Below are 14,654 nucleotides of genomic sequence, written 5' to 3' on the forward strand. Positions count from 1 at the left end.
TCCCGGGGATTCGCTCCCTTGCCGTCGCGATGCAACTCGAAATCTATTAGGTATAGTTTGAAATAAATAAGGCGAGAAAATATTTCTCACCTTAATTTAGTATTTCAAGTAATACAAAGAGATCTTTTAATTATTCATAATCTTTAATTATCCATAAATAGGAAAGGGGCTATACCAACGATTTTTTCTGTTATGAAATTATGATGCAGATTTACTGCAATAACAGAATAAATTATTGCTCCGTCGGGCGTGAGTGTCGCTGATCGTTTTGAACGTGAAAGAATCACCGTTGGTTGTAGTTTGGGCTCATAACCACCGCCAAGGCCGGTATCATGTACTGATTTCATGTTTATTCTATTCAATTCTTCACGACAGGCAACAAAGGTGATTTCATCATATTTTGCCATCCTTTCGTCAGTTCTCAGCAGTGTAAAAATATCGGACAATTTTTTACGATTTCCAGCTTCCGGGCTGACTAATAGTGCGTCATATTTATTGATATTTGTACTGTCTGCTCTATTTTTCCATATTGCCGCCTTCACCTCCTCCTCAGGCATTTTCTCATAATATTTGATACCGTAATTTCTCACCTTGCCATGATGGGTTGTATTGGCTTCTACTCCAGTGGCTAACAGATAATTTTCAATATCATCGGCAGCCATATTCTGAATATCGTTCACGGTAAACGTTTTATCACCTATTTTTACACTGGCCGAACCTGTTTTATTGCCTGATTCTATCGTTGCATAAGGTTGTATCGTAAAGCCGCTATTACCCAATGTAACATCAAAAGGGGAGTTTAATGGATTGTCCGGTGCTTCTAATAATGTCTGATCGTGGGGACCAAGAAATTGAATCGTTTTTCCCGTGGGGACTTGCGTCGCTGCACTATCAGAGAAGAAATATCCGTGTGAACTCAGCATCAATTTATTCGCAGGTTCATTAGGTACTGTCCATAATTCGAATGCACCACCAAGCTCAACTTTTTGCGGTTCAAATTGAGGATAATCTTTTTGTAAATGTCCAATTCGGGCTTGGGCTTTTGTCTTTCTAAGATCACCTGTTCCAATGCCTTCTTCCGGTTTTTTATTAGCTTTTCGCCATTCCTTCACTCTATTTCGATAATCGGTAGCTGATTCTCCGGGCATTTTTTCAGGTTTTCCATCACCTACACCCATGACATTACGGTGTGATTCATTGGTGCTTATTCTCGTGCTTGTTAATGGGATTTGACTATCGCCTTTACCATAATAAGGTTGAATAACATATTCGCTTTCACCTTTGAATATGGCATATTCGGCTCTGAATCTATTTTCTGTCAATAAAGCCGAATTATTTTCCAATAAATAGTCAGAATCACTGAAATCAAATAATGTATTTTTATCGTTGGAGAAATATTTTGTTCCCACAATACGTGATTCTTCCAGCAAAGAAAAACCTCCACTGACTTTTTGATCAATCATTTTATTATCGATAGAAGTAAACCATGTTGGGTAACGATTATAATAGATATGTAGCATCTCATGATATAAAGCGACAGCAGGTTCACGGGAACGCCAGGGTTCCTCGGTCAGTTTCTCTTCTATTCCAATTAGGTGATTCTCAGGATCAAAGGCGATACTGCTACCAGCGCTATTACGGGCATAAAATTGACCCTCTTTTTCGCGTACAATGGCATCCATTGTCGGTGGTTGGATATTTAAACCCTGTTTTTCAAGTTCCTGAATAACGACATTTCCAGAAGGAATTTCACTTATTTCATCTAGTATGTGAGTGACTTGATTAATAAATAGATCATTACCGGTTATTGTGATCCCGATAGGGGGAATATCTACACGGTTACCCTCTATCGATGTGTATTGTATTGTTTTTTGGATATTACCCGAAGAATATTTTGGCATCGGTGTGACAGGTATTTCTTCAATGGCTAGGGCAATTTTATTGATCGCTGGTGCATTAGGTAATTGATTTTCAATGGGATAGATTTCCCGTAATAAATAAGGCAGTTCGGTTTTGATGACATTGATTTTTTCAGCCGAAATACTGAGATTATTCTGTAATGGCAAGGTGACTTCACGTATCCAGGCTTGTTGGATATTGACTACCTTTGTGTTGCGTAGGGCTTCTTTATTTCCAAGTTTTAGCGATTTTTCAAAGAAATGGGTTAATGTGTCAGTAATATCTGATAGTTTATCGATATCATACTTTTCATAATTTTTGAATGCGGTATTGATATGAATAAATGCATCCAATATTTTATCATTATTAATATTACTGCGTGCTGCTTCAAGTTCCTGAACTATTTTTTTACTTTGTTCCAGGATAAGAAGTTTATTAGATATATCGGTGTGAGTAATCCAATGCCCATTTTTATCTAATTTCACCGCTGGCCAGTAACTAAATTGTTCGGGATAAGCCGGGTTGGCTACGCGCCAGGTGTGGTTTGCTTCATCCCATTTGACTTGATAATTCGTACCAGATTCCTTTATATAGTAGTTCTGTTTAATTGCTGTTTCCGCATTAGCGGGGCGTATTGAATAAATCCCTTTATATACTCCCTCATTTGCATGAGGTACCATTCCGTCGAGTGAAATATTGCTGACTTTCCATTCATATTTAAGTTTGCCAAGTCCTCTGGTACTTTTGCTAAAAATATCAGCGAAAGTTTTCTCAAGTTTAATGCTATTTTTTATTGCACCTACTGCGCTTACGACGCCTCGGTAAGTTAAGGTCAGCGTTGATCTAATAGGTAAAGGTTCAATTAAATCGATTAATCCGCCGAGCAAAATACTGGAAGATTGGCGCAAGGTGATGATGCCATGCTCTGGTAATGTTCTGATAACTGCTGTAATTAAAGCTCTCCCAGTCAGACCGGCTTGTCTGAGGCGTAATGTGGTTTGTGCGACTTTTGCAGTCATTGATTCAGTCAATGACATACCCAGGGTAGCAACAACTAACAGCACATTTGCTGTATCAAAGACAATTGAGCCAATATCCTCTCCAGTTAATTTATATTCACTATCGGTTGTGGCTTTATAGATAACATTATAGAAAGGAATAAGAATAGTTGCTGCTATATGCCACCCAGAAGTAATATCCAGTGCCTGTTTACTTTTTATTGCAATATCGTTTAAACCTTGCTGTATTATCGTTGTGGTAATAGAAAGTAAGTTCTCTTCTTTATAAAAATTAAATTTAGGTGAACCTGTGAAACTAATTCCTGCATTCATTCCTGAAGTTATACCATAATAATCATTCCAAAATGCGTCGTAAGAAGATTTATATCTGTTTGTTTCTGAGAAACCACTCAAGGTTTTGGCCCGCTCAGAACCAATTGGAAACAGTCTTTTCCCGGTATTGACTATTTGATTTTCCATAAATATTCCGATGCCTATCATAATTTTTCGCTCAATTAAAAATAGTGCATTGGGTCTAGACATAGCGCGTAAGGTGGGTTGGCTATCAACTTGTTGTTGGGAATATTTTCTTGCTTTCACTCCTCCTTGTATTGTTGAGACAACCAACCAATTACCCTGATACATTTTTATCATGGCAACATTTCCCATGCCCTGTTCGACTGAATAGAGAAAAGCTTCTTCTGGTGGATTAATAATCTCTTCGGCAGTTAATTGTGCACCCGGAGATGAAAATATTAATTTACTGAGTGAAATGGATTCATAATGACTGTATTTATTTTTATAAACATTAAATTGTTCATTAAAATTATATTGTGAATCAAATTTATCTCTCTTTTTGAAATCGATAAAAGAAAAGTATCCTGCTGGCTTTACGTTACTTTTATTGAAAGGATTAAGTTTTTGCTTGTCATTTTCAAATGATTTTATTGTTTCTAATGTAGAATAGTTAAATGCTTGCTCCACATTGGCATGCTCTTTTCTCATTCGATAAATGATTGCTGCTGTTAAAATAATACAGCCTTCCATTTCAATATGTTTTGATTCTTGGGAAATAACATGATCAGTATCATAGTGAATATTATGTTTTTTAAATAATAATTCAGCCTGATTTTGGGCAAAAATGATATCGCGATAATCACCATGACCTTGAGTCATTTTTTCGACTTTAGGGGCAATCTGATATAATAGGGCACCTAATGAAGATAAGACTAATAAATGATACTTAGCAGCTTGTAGAGTTTGCAGTTCAAGAATATCTTTCTGGTTATATTCGGTACGATGTTGTTTTTTTAGTGTTACCTCTTCTTTGGCTAGTAGAGCTAATAGTATATCATCGCCGATGCTGATACTTTGGTTTGTTTCTGGATGAATAATCGGAATGCCTGGATTAATATTATTAGCGGAAATTAAACTATTTACCTTTTCAATACCTTTTTTATAGGATTTGAAAAGATCTTCTTTATCTTTGATTCGTTGATTATAATCTGATTTTTCTCTATCACTTAACGCTATATTGCCATCTGACATAAAAGTTAGCAATGCATCGGAATAGACCTCATCATCGATTTCTTCGGTAGAAAATGCCTGACGATATATTTTCAGTAAAGGTTCTTCCGCGTTGATACCCAGTTCCTGCCATATATCGATTTTAGTTTGATCTGAATCGATTTTATCTTTATTTATGCTGGCTAATTTTTCATGAATTTCTATTTTTGATATTAAAATATTGATTGCTGTATCAATATCAGGACTATCATAATTCTTTATGAAAAAGAGGTTGAATATATTGTTAATGTTATTCAGCAAGTCAGAATATTTTATTTCGGAATATTCATTGAAAACGGCATTCACAGCTTGTTTTAAAGTCTGTTGTAATTTAGTTGAGTATTTATTATAAGAAAATAAATTCTCTATGATATATAGACTGACTTCTTTAATATCGGAGGTTATCCAGGTTGGATAGTCTTGATTGCCTTTTAACAGGAAAATAAAAATATTATCACTGTTTTTATCATCTTTTTCCTTATATTTCCAATATTCTCCATTGACCATGGTATATTCATTTTCTTCTGATTGATAGGCATCGTTTTTATTTACGATATCATATTCAAAATGTGACATATAATCCTCCAAGTTGATTAAGTTTATTATTTATACCCTTCATCTTTCAAGCTGCTGCTTTGTTGGCTGCTTTCACTCACCCCAGTCACATAGTTATCTATGCTCCTGGGGATTCATTCACTTGCCGCCGCGCTGCAACTCGAAATCTATTAGGTATATATAGCTACCGCATCCATCTGATTTATAGAAATGACTGTTCATATAAAAATATTATTTTTTGATTTTAGAGTCACAATCGTAAGGCAGGGTAATTATAGTTGATCTCAGTTAATATCAAATATCAATTAATAACATTATAAAATTATTAATTAGTATAACTATATATAAATATTTATTTATGGTTTTTTATAATATGGTTAAATATAACACAATGTATCCATTGAGGAGTGAGCTGAAAGGTCTCTGTGGCTAATACGGGATGTTTATTACAGGCACTCTATAGCGAGTAGTAAACAGTAAAATAGTCAATGTTTGTAAAGAAGTGGAAAGGAAAATGTTATCACTGTGTGTGGGATATTGCTAATTAAACGTTTTGATTGGAATGCAGCTGTATATTAGAGGGATATTGGCCATTTCTTGAGAAACCAGAACAATTCGGGGCTAAAATGTTATTTTTTGATCATTAATATTAAAAAAATCCCTAACAATATTTGCCAGAGATTTTTTTATAAAATACTATTTTTATGTTTGATTAATGGAGATTTATTCTTTTTTACTGGGTTTTAATACTAGTTGGGGGACCGGATAATCAGTCGATCAATTTTCTTGTTATTGAACTCCTTATATTCCTTGCGAAGGGATAATAAGAAATCTGGATCTTGCGCGGTATAGTACAAATATCGTGCTGATAGGGTAAATGAATCTGCATTTTCCAGCGCTTTTCTGGCGCCAGTGGCACGACGTTGTTTCTCTGTTCGATCCTGTTCATTTGCCGGTGGCATAAGGATATTGAGCAAATCGGTTAAATCGTGCGAGCCAGGGGTGGAGCGAACACCAACATATTTATGATCTTGAGTCTGTAATTCGCCATGAGAGATCTCATGAATAGCAATGTGTGCGACATGTTCACGCCCTAATAGCGGATCTTCATAGACCTTATTCAGCGTATCGGTATATACATTGAGATAGGTACTCTTATCGCCTTTTGACCGTTTTTTATACTCATCAACATTCAAATCGGCAACGGTGGTGCTGGATGAACCTGATTTATTCTTTTGATAATGAATATTTTTTGTGGTTTTCAGCTTATCTAGTCCATGCATAACGCTGTCAATACGTTTTTTCCATTGCGGTAGTTGATCAGCCTCCTGATGACTACCGAAAAATATCCTGTAGATTTCAAGAGCACTTTCACTATTTTTGCTCTCTTTCAAAAAGTTACTGGCTATTTTAAGTTGATTAATAGCTCTTTTTTTACCTTCTTTGAAAGTCGCTTGGGCTCTATCGTGCGCATTGGTGCCCGATTCATCCTGATAACGGATTGGGTTATTCTTGACCATGCGGTACAAGTTCAAGCCATCGACTGTTCCGGCGGGATCAGCACTTAGCCATCTTCCCATCCACGGCTGATAGTAACGATATTGGTAATAATACAACCCGGTTTTGTCTCGCTCTTTACCTGAATACCTGACGGTTTTATAACTGGCTTCAGTTTGGTTTCTGGCTGCCCATATTGCTGTGCCTCCGTATGGATAATACTCTTCCTGGCTGATGATTTTACCTTTGGCATCCAGTTCCAACATGCTGTTGCCAATTAGATTGTCGTAACTGTAGCGTATTTGATCTTTGTTGATGTCATTGGATTTCATTGCTTCCCAGTGTAGTACCCGAACTTGTGCCCGGCCGGCTTTTCCAATAGTAATCACTTGTAGGCTTTCGGTGATCTCGGAGCCTGATTTTGTTTCCCGTAGTTCTAGTCCGGGTAGATAAACAACCCGTTGCTGTTGTGTACTATGACTCGTCTGCTGTTCGCTCACTTTCAGCACCCGCGTTGCGCCTGCGTTGTAGCGGTACCATTCCTTATCCGTTGCACTATTATTATCGCTCCGATTGATCGTAGTGACCTGTTGCAGCTCGCCTCTTCGGTTCCAGTTTAGGCTTTGTCCTGTTCCGAGTGACATCTGATGTCCGCCTGCATCAAATTGTGCATCGATATTATCTGGCGTTATTCCGTGCTTACTCAGCATGGCCCGATTGCTGCGGTGAGATACGGTGATTTCCGTCGTATAAATATTACGCGTTGCCGGGGCGTTATGTTGGATTTGCGTCAAGTTGTTACCTCGGTCATAACGGTAGGTACGAATGTATTTGGTATAGGTATTGTCATCAGAGGGGAGGGGAACGATGGGGGAAGGGAACCGGCTGTTTTGCTGACCTATGTTAGCCATTTCACGGCCGGTGGATTCGATAAGTTGATATAGAGAATCATAGGCGTAGGTATTTTGGGAGGGCACCTTCTGATTACGCCAGAAACGGGTTTCTTCTGCACTATTGCGAATACTCACCACGTTGCCTACCGGGTCATACACATAGCGTAAAGACTGTAATAATTTCTCATTCAGGAGATATTTTTTGGCACGTTGAGTGGAGATATTGGTGAGTCTTTGGGTCTCTGGTTCATAAGAGTATTTGGTGATTACGCCATTACCATGCTCTTCGCGTAATTTCTGGCCTGTTGCTGAATAGGAGAGGGCGCTAACTATTGTCTGCTCTGGCTGCCCTTGGATCGTTAGCCAATGACCTTGCAGTTGCCCGGTGACATTATACGCCAGACGTTGCATATTTCCTTTGGCATCGATTTGTTTCAAGGGTGCGCCGGTAGCATCGGTGATGTTTTTTGTGGTGTAAATCTTATTTTCCAATTTGTTCTGCCAGTCTGACCTGTCATCACCGTTCCAATCCGGTATTTGATCGTCCTTGAGCAGTTGTCGTGAATGGGACAGATGCGTACCGGTCAGAGACAAGCTATTGTGTTGATTCAGCCCTGTGGTGTCATAGTGACGCATATACTGACCGGCCAGATTAAGATTTTTTTCTGCCGGGGAATGACTGGCCCAAATAAAACGTTCGATAACCTGTGGCATTTCTTCATCAACGGATTGCTCACTGACTGATAGCAGGCGGCCAGGCAATGAGCGATCTTCATACTGCCAGGTTTGCACTGTGCTTGTTGCATTTACATTAAAAACCGGGCGAGTTTCGATATCCCTTAGTGTCACGGTACACCCGGCATCGGCGCTTACCGTGCGCAGTACCGTGCCTGCCAAGTCATACTGCCAATGGAAATTGGGTTGTACCGTATTATCTGTTTGCATCAAATCATATAGGCGCGGGTCGATGCTTTGAACCCGATTTCCGCGTGAATCATATTGATGGCGAGTAATGAGTATATCGGTATTATCGGTTGCTTTGGCACGATGGAAAGCGACTTCCCTTACGGTCAGTCCTCGGTTATCCAATATATTAACGGTAGGAGTACCGGCATATACGGCCGGATCAAAGGTGGATGTCATTTTATTTATGCTCCTTGATTTGAGGGTTGTCTTAATAGGTGAAAAGGTAAAATTTTTTGCGATTGCATCCCTTATATAAACCCCCTTATTTGCATATTTTCAGCTAGAATAATCGAACTCTCTAATTTCCTCGTTAAAACCTGTCACTTGTTCAAAATTGAGAAGACCTAATTTATTCCTCGACAGAGCCCAAGTGGCTTAAGCTATTTTTCTTGCCAAAGATCATTAGCTCGACCAATTAGCATTGGTCCCTTTGATAAAAGGGCTTTACGATAAACTAACTAGCAATACTCTGCTAGATCATTAAGATGATGATTATTCCTTTGATTGTTAGGGCATTCGAACATGTTTACTTCCAGATTAACGATGTTACGCTTATTATGTGAATCTACCATGGATTTCAAAGATAAATTATTATTGGGAATGGGAAAATAGGGTTCAGCATTGCTGCATCACAGATATTTTCCCTGATTTGGTGTGATTGTGATTGTGGTTGAGTGGTGATGTTTTTGTATTTTAAACGGTTTTAATTATCTTTTCATAATTAACTTTCTCCATTATCTGATGAAAGTTTTAATACTTGTTTATTAATGCTATTAATTCTAATTTCTATTTTATTTCTTGCCCTGGCTAATGTATCTAAGGTTAATTTTTCTCCCTTTATTTTAGAGGAAAACCCGGAAAGGCTCATTGCATTATCGCCATAGTTTCTACGCATAAATGTGACTGCATCAGAATGGCTTTCATTGAGAACTTCACGGATACTATTGGTGAAATCTAATATATGTCTGGCTTTATCATTACTCAATCCTGCTAATGCTTTATGGTGCGATACGGCCAGTTCAGCAAGTTTATAGGCAGGAATTTTTGCCGGGGATATTTTGCTTACAATTTGTGATGTGATTAAACCACCGGCAGTTACTTTTAGATTGTCTTTATTACCAAGCTTTTTCTTTATTGCTTTTAAGATAGGGTTTTTATCGTAATTATTGATATCGAATATCATGTTTCTTGTTTTAGGATAAGGGTATGCGATTTCCAATTTCTCATTTAATTTTTCAATCGCCGTATCATTAAGATAATTTAATCCTGTTCCGGCTAATGCGCCAATACCCATGCCAGCCAGAGTGCCAATACCCGGTGCTATAGCACTTCCTATGGCTCCGCCAATAGCGCCGCCGGCTATACTGCCTCCTGTATTTAATAGGGTTTGTAATGCAGTCGTCCCTATATTTTTAGCCATGTTACTTCCAGCAGATTCAGGGGAGTCCATTGATTTTAAGGTCCAGTCTAATTGTTTTAAGTGACCTTTAACTACAACCATCCATTTGTAATATTCGGAAATGTTTTCTTTCCAAAATGTATATTCATTAGTTTGATCTAAACTAACAGCATTATTTCTCCTCATGTGATTTAAATCCAATCCCATACCTAATGATGTGCTACCTATATTACTCTCATCATATTCAGTCTGTATTGAAGGTCTATTAACGCTATTCTCTAAATGTTTAGTATTTTCACTGTGTTTTTTGTTTGGCATATTACCCTCTTTTTATTGCTATACTTCCCTAACTACATTGATTGTTTTTTTCTCTGTTTTTTGAATGTATATAATTGATTAAATAGAAATGCTAAACTTCAATTAATTTATCAGTATTTTCTTCAATAATTATAATACCTATACCGTTGATCTTAATCACTGTACCCTGATTGTTTTTCCACGTTGAGATAATCCCCTTAATTTTGGATAAATAACCTGAATGGCTAATACCCGAAACATTAAGAATCATATTTTTATTTTCCTGATGTTCATTACTTTCCGTGGTGAGTTTAGTTGTCAGCTTTACTTTATTAAGTGCAAGGCGGACATCTTCTGTGCCCCCTAAATCGGCACATAATTTATCAAATAAGGCTTGGTTTATTTGCGAATTATCCAGATTTGATTTTTGATCCACATAAGCGGAAATTTGGCTAATGGGTTTTATATCGTCTTTATTGTTTTGCAGTTTTACTGGTACGGTAATTGAATACAACAAAGAAAGACGTGGACGATTACCGAGAGCTTGCCAAAAGTTGCCCAAGCTATTTAGATTTTCCTGTGGTGGAACAACTCGGGTATATGCACCGCGCATTCCGGTTAATTGGCGATTGTTAATCAATGCATTTAAAATGCGTGTTATCACTTTTGCTGCCTGATTATCGGGCTGACTATCCGGGCTGGAGCTATCGGTTGATGGCTTATTCGAGTGCCAATAAGTAATTAGATAGTTGCAATTGATGTTTACCCATCCCGGCAATAATGAGCTGGTTGAGGGGTTATAATGTCTTGGTTCGGCAGAGCGTAATTGTAAATCTTCATGTATATCATAAAGAAATACACTTACTGTAGGTTTCGACGGGGTTGAGTCTATTTCTGGAAGATCAAAACGAATATCAATATTATCTTTATTATCATTTAAATATTTAGATAAAATATTACTCAATGTTTTATTGACTTCAATAATAGCATTGTCAGAAGCAATTAAATTTCTCATATCAACTCCAGTTTTATTAAATGTCTAAAAAACCAACCGGCCAGTTTTATTCAATTCGAGAATAATTGCCCGTTCTATATGTTTGTTTTCAACTCTATTATCATTTGCCGATAATATTGATGATAATAGCGCAATATTCCTGATATTTGCACCGGTTAGATCTGCCTGTTTAGCCAAATGTTCATAATCAAGCTCATCCGATAAATGAAGTTGTTCAGGCCAAATTGCCTGCCACATTTGTTTACGTAATATTTCATCGGGATAAGTAAAATGGGTAATAAAAGTAAAACGGCGGTTAAAAGCATTATCTAAATGACAGCGATTATTAGTGGCTAGAATCACTAATCCGGGATAATCTTCCAGTCGTTGCAATAGGTAAGAAACTTCAATATTGGCATGTCTGTCTTGAGCATCTTTGGTTTCACTGCGTTTGCCAAATAGAGCATCGGCCTCATCGAAAAACAGCACGCCAGAATCGGCTTCGGCCAGATCGAAAATACGGGAGATATTTTTTTCCGTTTCACCGATATATTTATTCACCACGGTAGAGAGATCGACTTTAATCAGATCAACGCCAAGATGTCCGGCAATCACTTCTGCGGCCATCGTTTTTCCGGTACCAGACTCACCGTAAAATAGGGCGCTAATGCCGGTACCATAACCTATTTTCTCCTGAAAACCGGCGTTTAATACTTGGTCACGGTAATTAATAGCGACAATAATTTCTCTCAGTTGTTGAGTTAATCCCTCTGAAATGACTAAATCATTAAAACTGCGTTTGGGTGTTATCCGTTGAGCTAGTTTACCAAAATTTTGTTGGGCGCGCAGATTTAATGCTTTACGCAAATCAATTTCTTCCAATTGGCCTTCTGGTTGCCGTAATATTTGATATTGAGCTGCTTCTTTAATAATTAAAGGTAACGTTTCTGGAGTAAATGAAAAACGTCGGCATAACTGAGTAAGATTAATTTCACGATCGGCATTATCCGGCAAATTTTCTTTCATCATTGCTTTTTTCTCTGCCAGTGTGGCTATAGGCATCTCAATTTGCACCATTGGTAGGCGTTGAATCCATACGAATGAATCGCCCGGCTCTATCAGACAAACCACTCTTAAATTTGGTTGATTTAACAGAGCGGATAATTCGCAGATCCCTATTGTCTTTCCCTCTGTAAGCAAAGAGAAATTGCGGATTAATAAACAGGCATCGTGTAGCCGGGCTTCTCGTATTGCATCTATTAACAGGCCAGATATTGTATCAGTGTTCTCTTCGTCCGGTAGGCGGGCTAAATCAAGAATTAAGGTACTGATACCATGAAATGCCATAATATTATTGACCGCTAATTCTCTAGCGCTGTCTTGTTTTCCTCTGAGTATCACCAGTGGGCGAATCTCATCGGTTTCATTTAATAATATCTTCTCAAGTGAATAATAAAGGGTTTGCGGATACCAAGTCTGTGAGGCAGAAGAATGCCAATATGTACAAGTTATTAAGGGAGGTAAAATAACGCGTTGGCCGGATAAAAAATGCCAGACAGCACTGTGTGTTAAAAATTGCGTTTGAAGCCAAATAGATTCCTCGTGGTTATTGAGCTGTAACAGATGGTGATTGATTAATGGTGTTTGTGGCAGAAAGCTATTTTGCAGTAATTGCCAATCACTTTGGCGTTGGCTAAATAATTCAATAGCTAAAGCAAAACTCGGCCACTGCTTTTTACTGTTACCGTGCAGAAAAGCAAATAATGCATGATAACGGCTGTCAAAATGGGGTAATAAGCCTAGCAGTAAAATATCACGCTCAAATTCAGTGAGTTCAAAACGTTCTATCAGTAATGATAATGTACCAGAAATAGACTTATTCTCTGTTGCCTCATGATTAATAATATCATTCTGTTTTAACCAATGTGGCATGCCTAATGGTTTTATCAAACGTTGCTCTATTTCATCTTCGGTCAGTAAAAAACTTTCTGGTAATGAATCGTACCAATTCCCCTTTTGGTAATAGTAGCGTTGTAATAGCAGATCAATACGCTCCAGATGAGGATAAATCCAACGTAATTCTGCTGCCATACAATGGTTGTTTATTAGAGGATAGTTCATATAAACCTTTTAAATGTTTTGCCAGTTGATTAATAAAGGGCGATCCAGCCAAGGCAATTTGGCGATATTTAATGGCCAGGGCCAGTCAGCTAATAGCACATCAAACGATTGATGTTGAATTGTGATGTTGATTTCCTGCTCATCTATTCGTAATTCTCCCGGCCGTTGTAAAAACAATTGGCGAACATCATTGTGGCTTAATTTTTTCCAGGCAGGAAGTTGGGCGATAACTGCATCCAGCCATTGTTCTATTATCAACTTTTTTTCTGGTTCAATGGGTGTTGATTCGATATTTTCATCAGCCATGAGCTTGCATAAAATATGATTTAATCCTTTGTGTTCTATCGGAACTTTTTCGTTTCCCCAAATCAGATAATCAAGCAGATCAACGGCACTGAATTGAGCTTGACGATGGATAAATTTTTGCTTTTCGATTAAACCGAGTTGATTAAACAGAGCAGGTAATATCGGCCATAAAACTAATATTCCCGCATTGTTTACCTGACGTGGTAAGGCTTGTTCAGGCAATAAAATCGGTTCAGGTCGTTGTGTGTTGTCAGTTCGATGTTGGTTATGGTAATTTTCTCCTGTTGTAATAAAGTATTTCGACAGGTATTGATATTCTTCAACTGATAAGTGTTTTTTACAGTGTTGTGAAATTGGTATTGTTTGCCAGAGTTGTTTTAACCAGTTATTTAATGGAGTGTCGTGGGCTACAGCTTGGCGAAATAATGCGATAAGAGATGCTACATTAAGCGTACCGTTATTAAGCTCAGTCGTGATGCGTGAGATAATTTTTGCATCGGGTTTAGGCATTCCCTGTGTATTATGCTGTTGTATATATTTCAATGCATTTAATATCAGTTGGCAGGAGGAAACGGGCTCCTCCTGATGCTGCGGTGTGATTATTTTCTCCGATAATTTGCGATTAATGGTCATTAATAAAGCCGGTTCTTTAATAGCCAAAAGTTTTTGCAGACTGTATTCGGATAAACAACTTTTTGCCAGTAATAGTATCCATTTGTTTTGTACCCGGGTTAATTGGTTAATTAATTGTGTGATATTGATGTTATTAATTTCACTGTTCTTTTCTGTCTCCTTTTGGTTTAATGTGGAATTTCCCTGATGTAAATAATGAATAAGGTTCTCAACATCTGTTTGATTATTTACCTGATATTGGCTTAATGCTTGACTTAATTCAGAGTTAATTCGAATGGGAAACAGTGAATTAAAATTATGTAAACTTATTTCGCCAAGGTTCAGAGTGAGTGCTTCCAAATAGATATTTTTATTAATGGTATATGAGTTAAAACAGGCATTGATTAACTTATTTATATTGAATTGATTAAGCAGGGAGCCATGCAATACTTTTTTAGCTACCTGTGTGTTATTAGCTTCAATAGTAATGATTATCCGATTTAGCAGATTTATATTTGACCTCATATTAATATTCTCTTTTTTTAACTAAT

General features: G+C 37.5%; 6 protein-coding genes. All 6 read right to left on the reverse strand.

The features are described 5' to 3' along the window. Positions 1 to 143 precede the first annotated feature (143 nt). Complete coding sequence (locus D3222_RS15425) at positions 144 to 5,039, reverse strand: putative adhesin (protein ID WP_118986943.1); 4,896 nt, start codon at positions 5,037 to 5,039, stop codon at positions 144 to 146. 728 nt (positions 5,040 to 5,767) lie between these two features. Then, complete coding sequence (locus tag D3222_RS15430; RefSeq protein WP_118986944.1) at positions 5,768 to 8,551, reverse strand: RHS repeat-associated core domain-containing protein; 2,784 nt, start codon at positions 8,549 to 8,551, stop codon at positions 5,768 to 5,770. Positions 8,552 to 9,095: 544 nt separating this feature from the next. After that, a complete protein-coding gene (locus D3222_RS15435) occupies positions 9,096 to 10,091 on the reverse strand; it encodes a hypothetical protein (RefSeq protein ID WP_118986945.1) in 996 nt (331 codons plus the stop codon). Between the two features lie 91 nt (positions 10,092 to 10,182). Then, positions 10,183 to 11,085, reverse strand: a complete 903-nt coding sequence (locus D3222_RS15440) for a DUF4255 domain-containing protein (RefSeq protein WP_118986946.1) — start codon at positions 11,083 to 11,085, stop codon at positions 10,183 to 10,185. Between the two features lie 24 nt (positions 11,086 to 11,109). Beyond that, complete coding sequence (locus tag D3222_RS15445; RefSeq protein ID WP_118986947.1) at positions 11,110 to 13,185, reverse strand: ATP-binding protein; 2,076 nt, start codon at positions 13,183 to 13,185, stop codon at positions 11,110 to 11,112. Positions 13,186 to 13,194: 9 nt separating this feature from the next. After that, a complete protein-coding gene (locus D3222_RS15450; RefSeq protein WP_118986948.1) occupies positions 13,195 to 14,628 on the reverse strand; it encodes a contractile injection system tape measure protein in 1,434 nt (477 codons plus the stop codon). Between the last annotated feature and the right edge of the window lie 26 nt (positions 14,629 to 14,654).

The sequence above is a fragment of the Photorhabdus sp. CRCIA-P01 genome, from assembly GCF_003545805.1.
In the GTDB taxonomy this organism is placed as follows: domain Bacteria; phylum Pseudomonadota; class Gammaproteobacteria; order Enterobacterales; family Enterobacteriaceae; genus Photorhabdus; species Photorhabdus antumapuensis.

What these genes read in the sequence shown, in the direction of transcription:
- D3222_RS15425 (WP_118986943.1), bottom strand. Translation starts at nt 5,039, where the DNA reads ATGTCACATTTTGAATATGATATCGTAAATAAAAACGATGCCTATCAA.
- D3222_RS15430 (WP_118986944.1), bottom strand. Translation starts at nt 8,551, where the DNA reads ATGACATCCACCTTTGATCCGGCCGTATATGCCGGTACTCCTACCGTT.
- D3222_RS15435 (WP_118986945.1), bottom strand. Translation starts at nt 10,091, where the DNA reads ATGCCAAACAAAAAACACAGTGAAAATACTAAACATTTAGAGAATAGC.
- D3222_RS15440 (WP_118986946.1), bottom strand. Translation starts at nt 11,085, where the DNA reads ATGAGAAATTTAATTGCTTCTGACAATGCTATTATTGAAGTCAATAAA.
- D3222_RS15445 (WP_118986947.1), bottom strand. Translation starts at nt 13,185, where the DNA reads ATGAACTATCCTCTAATAAACAACCATTGTATGGCAGCAGAATTACGT.
- D3222_RS15450 (WP_118986948.1), bottom strand. Translation starts at nt 14,628, where the DNA reads ATGAGGTCAAATATAAATCTGCTAAATCGGATAATCATTACTATTGAA.